Below are 17,110 nucleotides of genomic sequence, written 5' to 3'. Positions count from 1 at the left end.
ATTCCCCATGACAAATCAAGCGTTATTAATCATCGATTACACCAATGACTTCGTCGCAGATAAAGGCGCACTAACCTGTGGACCAGCAGGCCAATCCCTTGCCCCAGCCATCGTTCAGTTGGCGGAAAACCTCCATCGAAATGGTGAATGGGTCCTCTTCCCAACCGATGTTCACACCCCCCACGACCCCTACCACCCTGAAAGTCAGCTGTTCCCGCCGCACAACATCCGCGACACCTGGGGCCGTGAACTCTTCGGTGAGGTCAATGACTGGTACCGCCAACACCGGGCTGACGATAACGTCTGGCTCTTTGACAAGACCCGCTATAGCGCCTTTGCTGGCACGGATTTGGATCTGCGGTTGCGTGAGCGCCGCGTCGATACCCTCCACTTAACCGGGGTCTGCACGGATATTTGCGTTCTCCACACGGCCGTCGATGCGTACAATCTGGGTTACCATCTGGTTATTCACCGCGACGCCGTAGCCAGCTTCAACCAAGCCGGCCACGACTGGGCGTTGAACCACTTTGCCACGGCACTGGGTGCCCAGCTCATCTAACCGACTCAACCACGCCCTTGCCTTTTCTGGCGCCTAACTAAGCGTTACAATAACCACATAGACGATTAAAAGTTAGGTGGTTTTAAGATGCAACGTTCTATTAAGCTCCTCGGTGCACTATTGTTGGGTCTGCTCATCGGTGGGGTCGACGTCAGTCAGTCCGCCCAAGCAGCCACGCCTTTACGGACGGTGACCCGAACTAAAAAGGTCAATTACTACACGAAAATCGGTCCAAATAAGACGCATAATTATCAGGTTTATCAGTCAGGTGGGGCCAAATCCTCAGCTGCTAACTTGACGCCCATTGCCACTGGCCGACAGTATGCGAACAAGCAGGTCCACATCACCCGCGAACAAACGATGGCGGATGGCACCTGGCTTAAATTCACCTACAATCACAAGAAAACGGGCTGGATTCACCGCAACGGGACGGTTAAATCCTACCGCTGGTTGAATGTCCCGTTGATTGGCCAGCGGCCGCAATTACCCCGTGGCTGTGAAGTTACCGCCACTACCATGATGTTGCAGTACGCGGGAGCCAAGGTCAACAAGGTCCGCTTGGATAAGGCCCTCCCTCGTAACAGCAACCCCAACAAGGGTTTTAACGGCTGGGTCGTCTATCCGAAGGCCCTGATGAAGCTGGTTAAACAGAACACCGGCTCCGCTAAAAACCTGACGGGGGCGTCCTTCAAACGCCTCAAGCAACAGATTAATGCGGGGCACCCCGTCGTAATCTGGATTGCGTGGTTTGACGGTTTCAATACCCACGCGATTACGTTAACCGGCTACGGTCATAATCGTGCTTACTACAACGATCCCTGGACCAAGAAAAAGACGAGCATGTCCTTAAAGACGCTGCATAAGCATCGCCAACAGGACGCCTACCGGGCATTAAGCTACTAACCTGGTTTGTGGCTGAACTAAAATCTAAATGAAGCACCGCTATTAGTTGGAATCCCGTTGATAGCGGTGCTTTTTGTCAGCAATTATTTAGGCCTGATTGGATGGCTGGCTTTAGGAACCTCGGTTTCTGGTGGTTTAAGCGACAAGGTCCTGCTAAATTCGCGACTATTTCAATCCACTTTATAAACCGCGTAATGTTCTTTTTGTAAAGTATTGTTTACCTAAACAATTTTGATGTACAATTAAAACCGTACCTAGTCGATATACATATATTTAGGAGGAATCCGCATGGATAAACAACATTTTAGTAAGCGCTTAATTCGTAGTGGTGCCGCGTTATTAGCCACTATTATGTTTGGCAGTAGCGTCCTGCCACTGGCTGCTCCAGCCGAAGTCAGTGCCAGTGCTGCTACGACCACGGTACCCGTACAAGCCAGCAAATCTTGGAAATCCTATAAACATAGCATTCACTTTGTTAAAAAGGGCTACAAGGTCTACCAGGACAAATGGCACGCCGTCTCATCTTCAAACAAGCTGTTCCATAAGGCTTACAAAGCTAACGGTAAGTACAAGTTGAGTAACGGTCGGACCTACTACCGGCTGTACAACTCTAAGAAGAAATACTTAGGTTACGTGAACGCTCACGCTGTGGCCACTAGCACGACCAGCAGGGTCATGAAGGTCCCTTACGTCAGCCAATATAAGCCTGTCTTCGCACCTTGGGGCTGTGCTTCCGCTGCCATGACAATGCTGCTTCGTTACCGCGGCAACAAGGTCAACCTCCGTTATGCCCAAAATCACTTACCAATGGTCCCAACCAAGGGTGGTCAAAAGGGTAACGTCTATACTGGGGTTGGCTTCGGTCACGTAATCAATGCCGCAGCTTTGACGAAGTACTCCCACCACTGGACAAAGAACACGAAGAACATTTCCAAGTCGAGTGCGAACACCATCAAGATGTACGTTCAGGGTGGCTACCCTGTTCTATTCTACGGCTACTCTTCTTACCAGAAGAACGGCGACAAGAACCGGAACCACTGCAAGGTCATCGTGGGTTACAAGAACGGTAAATTCAAGGTCAACGATCCCCTGTACTACAGCTCTAAGGACAAGGCTGGCTCTGGTGGTAAGAACATGAAGTACGACCATGGTGCCATCAGCTGGGAATCTATGAAGAACTTCAAGAAGGAATATGGCAAGCAAGCTATCACCATTTTCTAACACATACCTCAGGAAGATTTCTGGGTGATTAACTAAAATTTTAAAGATAAGCGGTTGTGATGAAAGTCATGGCCGCTTTTTTAGTTCCCCAACTTAGATCCTTAAGCAATCACGCCAGGCCTTCATTACTTTTTAAAATCCACTTAATTTCGATATTTCCCGGGTTAAAGCTGTGCCCCTTCACTTCATCACCCAATCCGTCGCAAATCATTGTCACAGCAACTCTTCCAGCCGTCACGGTTCATAAAATCATTTGTTGTCTTCACAACTTATTCATAAAAAAGTTAGGATTTATTAACATCTCTAAAGCGGACAAGGTGTACGATTATAGGTGTTACATAAAGGGTTTAGGGGGGAGATTGGTCTGGTGACCAGTCTCTCCTTTTTTCGAAATTTTATTAAGGAGATGGCTCATTTGCAATTCAAACACCCCCGGATGGTAGCGCTTGCTGCTGCCTCCCTGGCGATTCTCACGGTTGGCCTAGCCGGTTGTTCTTCGGCGACCTCATCTGCGTCCAAGGAATCGGAAAGTTACAACATTAAAGATAACAAGCCCGTTCTGACAACGGCTCAGATTACTAAGAATCTGGACACTAAGCTCATTACCACGCGTCAGGACAATCAAAAAAGCTTGACGGCGACCTATAAAGCCGCTGCTGAAAATGATAAATATACGTTAGACAGTCCGTTTGTTAAGGTCGACCCCTACGCTGCTTCTCCCCTCTCTGCGCTGGTCACGTTTACAACTGACGACGCCGTCAAGGTAACCTATACAGTTGTTGGTAAGACGGACAAGACATCCATCACTAACACCGTTAAGGGCGGCTACACCACGTCCCACCAAGTTCCCGTGGTCGGTCTGTATGCGGATACCAACAACACGGTGAAAATCACCACGACTACCAAGAGCGGTAAAACTAAGACCAAGACGCTCATGATGCAGACTGGTTCCCTGCCAAAGTACATCAAAGACGCCAAGGTCACGGTCTCCAAGAACGATAAGGATAAAATGGAAATCGGCAAAAACAAGCTGACCATCATGAACCGAACTACCAAGCAACCATTTGCCATTGATGCCGATGGCGCCGTGCGGTGGTATGACACGAACTACTCGCAACACACCATCGAGCAGTGGTCGAACGGCCACATCATGATGCTCTCTAAGAAAGATGTGAACTCAGACGTTTACAACGACTTATTGGAAACCGACTACCTGGGCCGGGTCTACAAAGAGTACAGCTTTTCCGCTGGAACCAGCAGTTCCGACGGGAGTAGCATCTCCAAAGCTGCCGCCAAAGCCAGCTCAGAGACGACGGTCATTCACCACGCCTTGGTTGAACTACCCAACCATAACTTCCTGGCAACCGTCTCCGATGGTTCAAAATATAAGGAAGATACAATGATTGAGGTGTCCCACAAGACCGGGAAAATCGTTAAAGTCATCGACATGAAGAAGCTCCTACCGAAGTCCATGTGGACCAAGTTCAAGAAGGGCTTGGATGGTAAGGTTGACTGGCTGCACCAAAACGCCGTGGACTACGACAAGAACGACAAATCAATCGTCATTTCCAGTCGGAACCAAGATATGATCATGAAGCTGGATTACAAGACTGACCATATCAAATGGATCTACAGTGGCAAGAAGAAGGCTACCTGGCCTAAGGCCTACCGTAAATACCTGCTGAAACCAACCAAGGGAACCACAATCACCGGTGGGCAACATGGGCTGTACCTGCTGAATAACGGTGGTAAGAACACCGCTAACAGTGAAGATTTCATGCTCTACGACAATAACATTGCCGTTACCAACGGGAATAAACAAACCACTGGAAAGTACTCGCAGGCTGTCGAATATCACGTGGACGCCAAGAAGATGACCATCAAGCAAACCTGGTCATACGGCAAATCCCTGGGTAAGACCAACTTCACACCGGTCATTGGTTACGCGCAAAAACTAGCCAACGATAACGTGCTGATTGACTTCGGTTTCAAGAATGGCGGGAAAGAAAGTAACGCGATCGAAGTCACCCAATCAGGCAAGCAAGTCTTCAACGTGACGATGAAGAGTGCGGCCTCTAAGGCGTACGCCTACCGGGCTTACCGCGTACCATTCTACGGTACCGCGTATCAGTTCGACGCCACTAAATAGCTATTCTTTTGTCTCCGGTTGGTAGGGCTGACATCTGCTGTGGGGACCGGAGTAAGCCAAAGTTCGGTCTTACTCCTCGACTTGAAACCTTGCCCAACCCGCAAGTTTCCAAGCTCGTCCCGTGCTGTAGGCTCGAAAAACCATCGAGCCAACACCACTGTCACGGCTGATGCCAGCCCTACCAGCCTACGACAGTGATTGCTATTTAGCGACAATGACTAGTTTTTCAATAGCAGATGGTTTCGCATCAATCTTTAATTACTTATAACAAAAGCTGCTTCACGCCACTCTCGTAATGAGAATGGCGTGAAGCAGCTTTTGTATTACCCAATTTTTCATTTGCTTCTAGATATAATTCCTATTGATTATTAGAAATCTAAAGATTAATGTTTCCATTTACTTTGACGCGTCTGCTCATAAAGCCAGATTGCCATCCCCAATACAATCAGTACCGGGATGAGCAACGCCCAGTTCCCCAGCGTCTTCGTAAATAAGCCCACCAAGAAGGCCCCGCTGATAAAGCTGAGCATTAAGGTGGCCGTATCCAGTGCCCGGCCGCGTGCTGCCTTGTCACGATAGCGAACACCATCATAAGCCGACTCAGACAACCGCCGCACATTACCCGTCATCATCAATGGCGTAAAGGGCGTCCCCTTAATCTGCCGGAATTCCTGCAGCTCCGCGGCGGCAGCTAAAGATAATAGTGCTGCAACCAAGAAACCGGGAAGTTGCTGCCCTAGAAGTAAAACCGCTACTAGTAGCACCAGCATATAACTCAACACCACTAGTTGACGATTTACTCGCCGCTTCTCAAGGACGTGCTGCAGGACGCGAACAATGACCGTCCCCAAAGCAAAAGCCAGTAGTGACGCTAAATAGCGCCCACCAGCGGTAAATTGTAGGTGGCTCAGACTAGTTCCCAATAAAATCAGGTTCCCGGTCTGTAAACCAGCAAAGACCTGCCCGTGGACCAGATAGGAATAGGCATCCAATCCACCAGCAACCATAGTTAATCCGCACCCAAAAATTAATTGCTCGTGGGCGGGAAAAGCTGTTTCTCTCAATTCAGTTCACCTCTCCGAAGTTTTTGCGTTCAGTTAGTATAAACTAAATTGTTAATAAATCAGTTAAATTTCTTAATAACCCCACGATACATTAGCCAATATCCTTGAGATACCACCAATCTCGTACCTGGTTAAAAGTATCTAAAGAATCAAATACAAAAAACTGACCTGAGAAATTAAACCGCGGCTTCTCAGGCCAGCTCAAATAAATTAAACAACGGTAATTCTTAAAGCCAATGGGTCGAGCCTTAGTTATTGATAACTAATCTACTCCGTTATTAATAACCAAAAATCAACATCATCTTTCCTCAATGACCAGACGTATCCGTCCGCGTCAATTCAGTCGAACCAAAATTTCTTGATTTCACGCCACTTGGATAACCTCAAAACTGAATCGTTATCACCGCTGCTCATGAAACCCAAGATAGCCCCGCAAGCTTTAATTTTTCAACGCGGGGAAATCTGGCCATTGCGGCCGACACGTTCTTAACTAATCCTTGTCCTGTTTCACAACGGCTAAACCTAAGGCCTCCAGCTGATCAGCGGACACCGTTTCCGGCGCGTTGGTCAGTGGCTCTGTCGCCTTAGAGTTCTTAGGGAAGGCAATCACGTCACGGATATTCTTACTACCGGACAGAATCATGGCAAACCGATCAAGCCCGATTGCCAAGCCACCATGAGGTGGGAAGCCCATGTCGAAGGCGTGAATCAAGAAACCAAAGTTTCGTTCGGCCCGTTCTTTAGTAAACCCAAGGGCTCGGAACATTTTTTCTTGAACTTCACGGGTGTGAATCCGGATGGATCCCCCACCAATTTCATACCCATTCAAAACAATGTCATAGCTTTGTGCGTGGGCCAAATGTGGGTTCTCGCCCTCCTCTAGATAATGCAAGTCCTCTTCGTTTGGCATGGTGAATGGATGGTGAGCGGCAATCCACCGCTTAATGCCTTCATCATACTCAAACAGTGGCCAGTTAACGACCCACAGGTAAGCAAATTGAGACTCATCGATCATACCCATTTCCTTGGCAATCGACTTCCGTAAGTAGCCTAGGGTGTCTGAAACCACCTTAAAGCTGTCCGCAATGAACAGAATCAGGTCGCCCGCATGAGCACCAAGTGCCGAACTAATTTCAGCTTCTTTACCCGCCACAAACTTGCTAGTTGGCCCGGTAAAGCCGTCGTCTGTTACCTTGACCCAAGCGATTCCCTTGGCACCAAAGCGTTCTACGTACTGCGTCTTCGTATCGAGATCCTTGCGGGAGTACTTGTCAGCCCCACCGGGAACACAGATGGCCTTCACGAACCCACCATCACTAACTGCGTCATGGAAAACCTTGAAGTCCAAGTCTTTCACAATGTCAGAGAGGTCGTGCAGTTCCATATCAAACCGAACATCTGGCTTGTCTGAACCGAAACGATCCATGGCTTCCTGCCATTCGATCCGCTGGAATGGTGTCTTGATATCCTTACCCAGAACATCATGCATCACTTGTTTCAGGAGGCCTTCAACGATACTTTGAATCTCGTCGGCTTCCAAGAAACTGGTTTCCAAGTCAATTTGCGTAAATTCTGGTTGGCGGTCACCCCGTAAATCTTCGTCACGGAAGCAACGGGCAATCTGGTAGTAACGGTCAAATCCCGACCCCATCAGCAATTGTTTAAATAGCTGTGGCGACTGTGGTAAGGCGTAGAAATGGCCTGGATAAACTCGGGACGGCACTAAGTAATCCCGCGCCCCTTCCGGCGTTGACGCCGTTAAGTCTGGCGTTTCGATGTCGAAGAAGTCGTGGGTATCCAAGTAGTTCCGAGTCGCCCGCATAATCAAGCTCCGGGTTTTGATGTTATGCTGCATTTCTGGCCGACGTAAATCAAGATACCGATACTTCAACCGCAACTCATCGGACACGTTATTGTCATCCTCAATATAGAATGGTGGTGTTTCTGCAGCAGCTAAGAGCTTGGCCTCGTGAACTTCCACTTCCACCTGACCAGTTTTGATATTGGGGTTAACGCCATCTCTGGCCCGGTTTTTAACGGTCCCCTTGATTTCGATCACGTACTCACTACGTAAACCATCCGCAACTGCTAGTGCATCCGCACTAAATTCTTGACTAAAGACCAATTGTACAATTCCTTCACGGTCCCGCAAGTCAACGAAAATCAGATTCCCCAGGTCCCGACGTTTCTGAACCCAGCCCTTCAAAACAACCTCTTGATCCAATAAATCAGTATCAACTAATCCGGCATAACATGTTCGCTTCATTATATGAACATCTCCAGTCTGTGAGTGTCGGTCATAAACCATTAAGACTATTTAATAATTTTTTCCAAAAAAAAGATAAAACCCAAATTCGAGCCTTATCTTTTTTAAAGGAACTGTGACATATTTAACTGTGATACTCTTACCTTCTTTAGGACTGGGTGGTTAGGCGCCGCGTCCCGTAGAAAGGCCTATTCTGCAAACCAAACTTTATTAGCTCAAGAGAACTAAGAAGATAGGTCCAAGCAGCGTTAAGACAATGTTACCAATTACATATGCAGGAGCCACGGTAGCCGCGTAGTATGGACCACCGACATCTCCAGCACGTTCTGAAATGGCGTTCAGTCCAGCGGACAACGTATCTGCCCCAGTCAGTGACCCAATCAGTGCAATTGGTTCCATGTGCAGGACATATTTACCAATGTACAAGGTAATGATATGTGGCACGATGGAGATAATAGCACCAATCAAGAAGATACTGATCCCCAATGACTGGAAGGCGCTCGTAAACGTCCGCGCAGCGTTCAATCCAACAGTAACGATGAATAAGTTCAAGCCTAAGCTTTGGAAGAATCCACTGACACTGTCAGGAATGGATTCAAGGTATTGATAACGGTTAACCCAGATACTCAATGCTAACCCCATCAACAGACTGGCAGTCCCATCACCTAATTGCAATGGAATACCGTTAACCTTGAAGCCGGCAATCCCTAAGAGGGCACTGATTGCAATCCCGAAACAGAAGAGTGCAAAGTTGATAGCGTCCCGGTCAGACCGCCACAAGCCCATGGTATGCAATAACTTACCACTGTTGCTGGTATCACCGGTCAGTCCAATAATGGAACCTGGCTTCAGTTCATCAGCTTTTTGCTTTTGACCGTCTTTAGGATCGAACATGTTGATGAAGACATTGTCTGCCTTCAATTCAGCAAGTTGGCTCTTGTTAAAGTTCTTAGCAAGAACAAACATTTTTTCTTTGAAACGAGTCTTTTGACCCAAGACTTCGGCAACATCTTCACCGTTGATGGCTTGCGAAACGTTGTCGGCATAACCGGCCAACGTAATGCGGTCACCAGCTTGTAAGAGGTAGTCGTTGTCGGCAACACTGTTACCCTCGCTGTCAAAGGCTTCCAAAACGTTCACACCGAAGCCAATAGACTTCTTCAACATTGGCATTGTCCAGCCAATGAAGCGAGATTCGCTTTGAATTGCAAAGGTCCGTACCCGAGTAGGGCTTGGAGCTGCAGTATGGAAGTTCATCTTCAATGCAACGTCAGTTGACTGCTTCTTGATGTCGATATGCAACAGTTTTGGTGCGATATCACGCAAGAAGATCAGAACACCGATAGTCCCAAATACGTACGTCAAAGCGTAAACAATTGGAACTTGTGCGGAGTAGGTTGCCCTGACCGCCGCACTAACGGGTAACTTAGAAATGGTTTCCAGAGAACTCCCAATAACAGCGGATTGCGTTAAGGCACCGGCAATGGTCCCGGCAGCAATCCCTGGTCCAACGTGGAATGCTGCGAAGCAGGCCCACGCAACCAAGAAGGCTGAGAGTAAGAAGACACAACTGGAAATCAGGATCTTAGTCCCGAATTTCTTCATACTTGAAATGAATGAAGGTCCAACTCGGTACCCAACGGCAAACATGAAGAAGTCGAAGAAGATGGCACCTAAAACTTTATCACGGGTAAATGCCCCGATTTGTCCGATAATTAAGGAAACAATCAAAACACCAACGGTTGCCCCAAGATTAAACGAACCAATTTTTACTTTACCTAATAAATATCCCAAAGCTAGACAAATGAAGATTGAGAATACTGGTGTTGCCACCATAAAACTAGCTATTGCGCCCATAGTAATTACTTCCTAAACATGATTATTTTTTATGCTTTTTGATCTTGTTGAAATTCCATGTAGTACTCGTCGATCAATGACTTAATGCACTTAGCAAGATCGCGGTAATCATCGGAAGTTAAGTTAGCTAATGAGATCCGGACGTAACCCTTACGAGCACCAAATCCAGAGGCGTCCATAACAACGGCACCAAATTCCTTAGCTAATCTGTATGGGAAGCTCAGGTAAGAGTATTGAGAACGGAAGTACTTCCCAAATTCTTCACCATGAACCTTTTCAACCAAGTCATAAATGTCAACCAAAGTGTAGTACTTCGTGTTGGCGTGTGAGTTGTCAACGTTAACACCGATTTCATCCCAAAGGGCGTGGTAACGGTAGTTAACGACTTTCTTAGAAGTCAACAGGTAATCATCAACGTCATCAGTGATCAAGCTGTTCAAAGCGAACAGATCCATCATGATTTGTTGAGGAGTTGACAGACCAGAAGTATGGTACAGTCCGATAGCACGACTGTCAGCAACGGTCCGGTCGATGAACTTCATTTCGTTTGGTTCTGGAACAACCATGGAGTAACGTTCTTCCATAGCATCCTTGATGGACTTATCGTTGTTCGTAACTTCCTTGATAATCCGGTCGCAAACGTTGTTCTTGTTAGCAGCAATCAAACCTAAGCGTTGGCCAGTTGCACCGTAAAGCTTAGAGAATGAGTAAACTAACAGGGTGTTGTGAGGAATAGCAGCGTAGATTGATTGATAGTCATCTGCGAAGGTTCCGTAAACATCATCTGAAATAACCACTAAGTTAGGGTTAGCTTCAACGACTTCTTTGAACTTATCAAGCGTGTGAGGACTGTAAGCACGAGCTGAAGGGTTAGTAGGGTTAACATCGAAGAAGCCCTTGATAGATGGGTCCTTCAAAGTATCCATTTGCTCGTCAGTCATCTGCCAGTTGTCATCTTCGTCAGCAGCCAACTTAACGATCTTCAAGTTGTATTCTGCTAATTCAGGAATTTGTAAGTAAGGCGTGAAGATTGGTGAGTTAATAGCAATAGTGTCACCAGGGTTTAAGATATGTGATTGCTTTAATTCTTGGAATAAGTAAACCATTGCGGCAGTCCCACCTTCAGTTGGGAAGACATCCGTCTCACCAGCCAGGTCGACACCCTTGTATAAGTTCTTTTGTAAGTAAGCGTTCAAAATCTGTTCCGTGTATTTGAGTGCACGAGAAGGAACAGGGTAGTTGTTACCAATTACGCCGTCTAATAATTCTTTAACGAATGCATCCTTGTCAAAACCTAACTTGTCGACACAGTAGTCGAATGCAGAACGTAGGAATTGATCAGTTGAATCCGTATCTGATAAGGTAGCTAAGAAACGGTCAGCAACGCCTTCGCCTTCAATAAAGCCAGCCATAGCGCCATCGTCACGTTCAAAGGTACGCTTTGATTCTTCAACACCGAAGTTAACTAATTTTTGGTTAGCTAAACGAGCAGTCGTGTTGATCCAGTTAGGATTCCCACGGCCGGCGTTGATAACCCGGTTATTTCTGATGTTCTTTGCAGCGTATTCCAGGAAAATTGCAGAAACTTCGAAATTTGATAGTTTGGTGAATTTGTCTAAACCTGATTCGTCAATCTTATTAAAAGTAGCTAAATCGGCATTTGCCACAACATCTTTGACAGTCATAAGAATAGCCCTCATTTCTAACGCCCTTCTCCAAAACTCAAATAATCGGTTCAAGTTATAAGAAGAAACACGTTAAGTATATTTTTTTCTACTGGCCAGTAGTTGTGGATTCAACAATTTAAGCTTGCGGGGCTCTGTAATCGTTTTCATCCTTCTTTGTTATAACACTTACTTTATTTCATTGCAATATGTGAAAGCAGCAACAATGAAATTTAGGGCACCACAAAAAGGGCCCAATCGCCTGACTAGGCCCTTGCCAACGGTAATAATTTAATCTCCAAAAAAAACTAAAATGAAATGAGTTATTTTAGTTTTCGGAGCTGATTAGACTCCGGGAGGTCACGATACTTATCTCTATTTACGTGTTAAAGCCCCGCAAGAACTAACACACTTACAGAAAATTCACCAAGCTATCGTAAATCATCCAGAACCGTGGCTCGTTTTATGTTCGGACATAATCGTTACCTCCTCATCAGTCTTCTTTTTCCAACATGCCATTAAATATCTAATTAAAAAATTGTACAAAAAAGCGCCCTTGCAATTGCAAGGGCGCATGACGCTGTACCACCTTAAATAGTTTCACTTTATTGATAACGTTCCCAAAATTTCCGAACGGACAGCCAGATGCGCTGCCAGCCTAAGAAGTGTCTTCACGGATTTAGAAATACGATCTCCCACCAAACATCGCTCGCTAAAACCCATCAACCCGCTAATAATCTTCTAATCACGGCTTAATACGTATTTAATTTAACTGCATTATATCGCCTAGATTTCTCCCTGTCAACCGATAAGTAAAATTAATAAACGCTACATCGTATAATTTATACGATTAAATCAAAATATATTTAATCAATTCATAACGAATATACTTTTGTCTATAACTTTTTTTACTAATTATTGATTCAGTTTAACTCACCGTCTTTGCTTGTGCAACAAGTAATTAAGCGCTACCAAAAATAAGACTTATTTTTCTGAAAATCTTTTTTTATACCGGCAGCTTTACTTGCAAGTTCAACTTAATTTGGCCGAAAAAAAACTACCGTCATAGCAATTGCTTGCTAATCGGTAGCGTTTAAGGCGTAACGAATTGGGCTAGCTGGGTTCGAACCAGCGCATCACGGGATCAAAACCCGTTGCCTTACCACTTGGCTATAGCCCAAGAATTGACGTCATTACTGACTCAACAGGTAATAATTTTAGCATTTATGCCCAATATTAAGCAAGTCTTTTTTTGGTTTTTTTCATCATTTTTCAAGATAAGTTGACGCTAGTCCATTTAAAACGCTACCATAGGTGATAATTCATTGAACAGTACGCTCATTTTTAGTCTTAATAATCAAAATTTTATTAGTAAGAGGCGAATTTGATTGACTGGAAAAGTAACCATTAAAGACGTGGCAAAGGCGGCCGGCGTCTCAGAAGCTACCGTTTCGCGGGCTCTCAGTCAAAGTCCCCGCGTCAAACGCGATACGCGCCAAAAGATTCAAAACATTGCCAATAATCTCGGGTACCATCCCAATGGTCTTGCTCGCAGTATCCGGCTACAACAGACCCACACCCTCGGTGTCATCATCCCCGACATTTTAAATGACTTCTTCACCCGCCTGATTCGGGCGATTGAGGATGCCGCTGGCAAGGCTGGTTATGACGTTTTAATCGTGAATACTGACGAAAGTCTGGCTAAGGAAGCCACTGCGCTCAACCTGATGCTGGAAAAACAGGTGGACGGCGTCATTATTACCAGTGCCGGCGGCCCCACGGATTACGCCGCCATCCTGGGTGACACACCAGCCGTTTTCGTAGACCGCATGCCCCCCGCCGGCGTTGAAACGCCGTTTGACCGGGTTTTGGTCGATAACGTCCAGGGGACGCAAGATATTGTCGCACAGTTGATTGCTCAGGGCGCCCAACGCGTCGGCATCATTAACAGCGCCGTGTCCTTTACCGCCGCTGAACGCCTACAAGGGTACCAGCATGCCCTCATTGCTGCTGGCCTGGAACCTGATCCTGCAATTGAGGCCACAGCCCGTACGGACAACAGTAACGTGCCACAGATGACCCGCCAACTACTGGTCAACCAGAAGTGTGATGGCCTGTTTGTCGCGGACAATACCATCATGGAAGGCGTTCTGCGAAAATTACCCGAGCTAGCCATCCCCACCCTACAACTGGGGGGCTTTGACGATCAGGACTGGTTTGACTTTCTCCCCCAACCCATCGTCACTGCCCGCCAACCCATCAATCAGTTGGGTAAGACCGCCATCGACCGGCTGTTAGACCGAATCAACGGTGCTGACATGCTGCCCGCCGAGATTCGCTTAGCTGCCACGACCATTTCACGCTAACCAGTCAACGCCAAGAAAGAGTTGGGCACAGTAAGCTGCCTGTTCCGTGGTCATCCGACAGCCGCGCACGTCCACTGCCGTTACTTGTAGGGTGGTAAACGTACAGGTCGTTAAGTCTATCTTCTTCAACGACGTCTCTGTAAAGTCGGCAGCATCTAAATCACAGCCACCTAATTTCACTTGCCGCAACTGCGTCTCTAAACAATTCAATTCCTGCAACCGGGAATCAGTAAACGTGACGTTCGTGAGCTTGGCCTGGTTGAGATTGGCTAAGGATAAATCGCAATCCTGAAAAGCCACGTCCTTCAAAACAGCGTGGTCTAGTGTGGTGCCCACCAACTTACAATTCTTAAACTGTACCCGGTACCAGCTGGCACCGGTCAGTTGGCAATTCGCCAACGTACAATTTTCAAAGACAACATCTGTTAATTCAAATCGTTCAAAGGTATCACCTAAAAATGTCATACCTTTAAAATAACATTGATCAACCATCGGATGTTCCTGCGTCATTTTCTCTATGGTCTGACCTTGTAAGTCTCCAAACTGTAGTAAGTGGTCCTCCGCCTGTTTAATGCTGGTAAATTCAACGGGAGACAAGGCCGCCATGGCTAGTCTAGGTGCATTCACTCAGTAAACTTCCTTTCTCTTTCATCAATCAACTTCATGCCGTAAAGCTTACCATACGTTAAATCATCCGGCACTGCAATCCCTATTGCCGCTTCCGGTTGTCAGGGTGGCAGCCTGCTGTGGGGACCGCTTCCGGCTTTATGAACCGGTCCTCTAACTATGATCGTGTTAACTGCAAAAAAACTTATACCGCATTGATAAAAATGACTATAATATCTCATTTTCTAAAACTATCAAAATATCCACATTAACGAAAAAAGGATTGCGACAGCTAGGTAACCCCAGTTGCTGCAATCCTCTTTCTATTTGTATAATTTCAATTTAGGTAAAATAATATCGTTTCAAAAAACACTCACAGACTGCCAATCAGTCCACCAATCATAGTCTTCCCGACAAGCTTGTAGACACGTACTTAGTGGCTACAAGTCGCTCTGGAGACCGCTTCTCAGGCTCCAGGTCTGCCTCACGAAGTGGCGTTTCTGACAGCTGAGGACGGTAAAGCTTACTGGATTGGCTCGTAGTTGGCACGAGGACCGCCGACGTACTTTGGCCGTGACCGCAGTGCCGTAACGTGGGCACCACCTAATTCCAGCTGTGATGGGCGAACAGGAACCTGGACGAACTTAACGTGCATCCCGATTGACGTGTCACCAATGTCCAATCCGGCTTGGGCCACGATGTGTTCAACTTCAACGGGATCCTTGAATTGTTTGAAGGCGGCAATGGAACCAGCCCCACCAGCGTGCATGGCTGGTACAACCGTGACAATTTCAAAGCCCTTCTTCTCTGCTACTTCACGTTCAACAACCACGCTACGGTTGATGTGTTCACACCCCTGGACCGCTAAATGAATGCCCAGTGGTTCTAATTTGCTCCGTAAAGTCTCGATAACGGCCATCCCAACATCCAAGTCGGAATTCTTACCGATGTGACCGCCGACGATTTCACTGGTTGAGCACCCTAAGACGAAGAGGTCCCCCCGGTGTAACTTTGCGGCGTCCAAGACGTCTTGTACAATTTGAGCTAACTGCTGTTTCAACTCATCCAAATTAATATCCAACATACCAACACACACTCCCTAGACTAAACTAAATTTGGTTTCAACTTGGCAAGGCTACCCACGATTGATAACGTGACCACCATGCCGAATCCAACTTGAATAATATTACTGAAAATTGAGGCTAACCCCGCGGGCCAGCCGAACAATAAGGCCGTGGCAAAGAAGTACCCAACGACCATGATAACGCTACCAATCAGCAGTGGCACAATCATTGTTTTGATTGACTTGTTGTTTTGTGGGGTAAAATACCCAACTGCCAAGCCTTGCGTCCCGTGAATGACTAACGAGAACAGGCACCAAACTGGATACCCCGTTAAAATATCGATCAGAAACCCACTGGCACCACCGACTAGAAATCCCATCCGGCCGCCGTAAAGAATGGCACTGGTGTAGATACCCACCTCACACAGTGTCACCATCCCTTTGGTTGCGGGAATGGGGATAACGACTAAAATTGACAACGCCACGGTCATGGCAATCAGCACAGCTGCTAAAGTGTTTTCTTTTAATGATCCACGTTTCATTTTGTCTCTTCCTCCCATTGTCGACTTGCTCCCTGCCAAACACTGCCTAGCCGCTCGCTAATGCTTACGCCGTGAGTAATTCCCATGTAAACGAACCGCTTGGCCACCTCAACTGCTTCCGGTAATGCTTGGCCCTTCGCCAGTTGTGCGGTAATTGCCGCGGAGAAGGTACACCCAGCACCATCGGTCGTCTGTCGAGCGATTTTAGGACTTTCAAACCAATAATCAACATCGCCCATTCGCAGATAATCGCTGGCCACGTCCCCAGCCAACCGGTTACCCCCCTTGATAACGACGTTGGGGCAACCCGTTGCCTGAATTCGTTTGGCCGCTTCGACCATCTCCGTCTTGTTGGTGATGCTCATCCCACTTAGTTGTGCCGCTTCCGCCAAGTTTGGCGTTGTCACGTAACCCAAGGGGAGTAACCGTTGCTTGACGGCGGTTATGTAAGTTGCTTGCAATTGTGACTGTCCTTCCTTAAAGACCAGGACCGGATCAACCACCACCTGTGTCGTGGTTGACTCGAGCTGTGCACACACGGCCTCCAAGGTTGCCAGATCACCCAGCAGACCCGTTTTAGCGAAATGAATCGGCAATTGCGTCAGAATCGACGTCAACTGGTCAACGATGACCGTTGTGGGTAACTGATGAAGGGTTAAGTTGGTTGGCGTGATGCTTGCCACACTAGTCAGGGCACTCACACCAAAGACGTTGAGCTCTTCAAACGTTTTTAAATCGGCTTGAATACCACCGCCGGCTAGACTGTCTGATCCAGCAATCGTTAAGACGTTTTCCATGTGATCTCCTCCTACACGTTCTAGTATTGGTTTTTTGTGAAAAAATCACAACG

At 46.9% G+C, this 17,110-nt stretch carries 13 protein-coding genes and 1 tRNA gene; 5 read left to right on the top strand and 9 right to left on the bottom strand.

Translation table 11 applies throughout. The annotated features are described in order from the left end of the window. The first annotated feature begins 7 nt into the window (after positions 1–7). From EKM75_RS02650 to EKM75_RS02635, 4 genes are all read left to right on the top strand, one after another. Positions 8–559 carry a cysteine hydrolase family protein gene (locus EKM75_RS02650; protein WP_125691861.1) on the top strand — a complete coding sequence of 184 codons (552 nt, stop codon included), beginning with the start codon at positions 8–10 and terminating at the stop codon, positions 557–559. 87 nt (positions 560–646) lie between these two features. After that, complete coding sequence (locus EKM75_RS02645; RefSeq protein ID WP_125691859.1) at positions 647–1,462, top strand: C39 family peptidase; 816 nt, start codon at positions 647–649, stop codon at positions 1,460–1,462. A 288-nt stretch (positions 1,463–1,750) separates the two neighbouring features. Then, complete coding sequence (locus EKM75_RS02640; protein ID WP_125691857.1) at positions 1,751–2,683, top strand: C39 family peptidase; 933 nt, start codon at positions 1,751–1,753, stop codon at positions 2,681–2,683. A gap of 406 nt (positions 2,684–3,089) precedes the next feature. Then, the gene (locus EKM75_RS02635; protein ID WP_164508712.1) at positions 3,090–4,832 is read left to right on the top strand and encodes an aryl-sulfate sulfotransferase; all 1,743 of its coding nucleotides are present in this window, start codon (positions 3,090–3,092) and stop codon (positions 4,830–4,832) included. A 383-nt stretch (positions 4,833–5,215) separates the two neighbouring features. On the opposite strand, the gene EKM75_RS02630 is transcribed toward EKM75_RS02635, so the two are convergent. The 5 genes from EKM75_RS02630 to EKM75_RS02610 form a co-directional block, all read right to left on the bottom strand. Further along, positions 5,216–5,896: a YoaK family protein gene (locus EKM75_RS02630; protein ID WP_125691855.1), complete on the bottom strand. Its 681-nt coding sequence runs from the start codon at positions 5,894–5,896 to the stop codon at positions 5,216–5,218. 490 nt (positions 5,897–6,386) lie between these two features. Further along, positions 6,387–8,165 (bottom strand): aspartate--tRNA ligase, encoded by a 1,779-nt coding sequence (aspS, locus tag EKM75_RS02625; RefSeq protein ID WP_191988787.1) that lies wholly within the window; start codon positions 8,163–8,165, stop codon positions 6,387–6,389. Positions 8,166–8,372: 207 nt separating this feature from the next. After that, positions 8,373–10,019 carry an aspartate-alanine antiporter-like transporter gene (locus EKM75_RS02620; RefSeq protein ID WP_225426634.1) on the bottom strand — a complete coding sequence of 549 codons (1,647 nt, stop codon included), beginning with the start codon at positions 10,017–10,019 and terminating at the stop codon, positions 8,373–8,375. A gap of 29 nt (positions 10,020–10,048) precedes the next feature. Beyond that, positions 10,049–11,704: a bifunctional aspartate transaminase/aspartate 4-decarboxylase gene (locus EKM75_RS02615; RefSeq protein ID WP_125680957.1), complete on the bottom strand. Its 1,656-nt coding sequence runs from the start codon at positions 11,702–11,704 to the stop codon at positions 10,049–10,051. A 1,087-nt stretch (positions 11,705–12,791) separates the two neighbouring features. Continuing rightward, positions 12,792–12,863 (bottom strand) — tRNA-Gln (locus EKM75_RS02610). Positions 12,864–13,071: 208 nt separating this feature from the next. Here EKM75_RS02610 and EKM75_RS02605 point away from each other — a divergent pair. Beyond that, positions 13,072–14,049: a LacI family DNA-binding transcriptional regulator gene (locus EKM75_RS02605; protein ID WP_125691851.1), complete on the top strand. Its 978-nt coding sequence runs from the start codon at positions 13,072–13,074 to the stop codon at positions 14,047–14,049. On the opposite strand, the gene EKM75_RS02600 is transcribed toward EKM75_RS02605, so the two are convergent. The 4 genes from EKM75_RS02600 to thiD all read right to left on the bottom strand — a co-directional run bounded on the left by EKM75_RS02600 (position 14,041) and on the right by thiD (position 17,057). Then, on the bottom strand, positions 14,041–14,676 hold the full coding sequence (locus EKM75_RS02600; RefSeq protein WP_125691849.1) for a pentapeptide repeat-containing protein: 636 nt from the start codon (positions 14,674–14,676) through the stop codon (positions 14,041–14,043). The genes EKM75_RS02605 and EKM75_RS02600 overlap by 9 nt on opposite strands. 502 nt (positions 14,677–15,178) lie before the next feature. After that, positions 15,179–15,739 (bottom strand): TIGR01440 family protein, encoded by a 561-nt coding sequence (locus tag EKM75_RS02595; RefSeq protein WP_125691847.1) that lies wholly within the window; start codon positions 15,737–15,739, stop codon positions 15,179–15,181. A gap of 20 nt (positions 15,740–15,759) precedes the next feature. Next, positions 15,760–16,260: an ECF transporter S component gene (locus tag EKM75_RS02590; RefSeq protein WP_125691844.1), complete on the bottom strand. Its 501-nt coding sequence runs from the start codon at positions 16,258–16,260 to the stop codon at positions 15,760–15,762. Continuing rightward, entirely contained in the window at positions 16,257–17,057 is an 801-nt protein-coding gene (thiD, locus tag EKM75_RS02585; RefSeq protein ID WP_125691843.1) for a bifunctional hydroxymethylpyrimidine kinase/phosphomethylpyrimidine kinase, read from the bottom strand. The genes EKM75_RS02590 and thiD overlap by 4 nt, the downstream gene beginning before the upstream one ends. Positions 17,058–17,110 lie beyond the last annotated feature (53 nt).

The organism is Levilactobacillus tongjiangensis (assembly GCF_003946345.1).
GTDB classification, from domain to species: domain Bacteria; phylum Bacillota; class Bacilli; order Lactobacillales; family Lactobacillaceae; genus Levilactobacillus; species Levilactobacillus tongjiangensis.
Note: the sequence above shows the minus strand (reverse complement) of the source record. Positions and strands in the feature narration are given on the sequence as shown.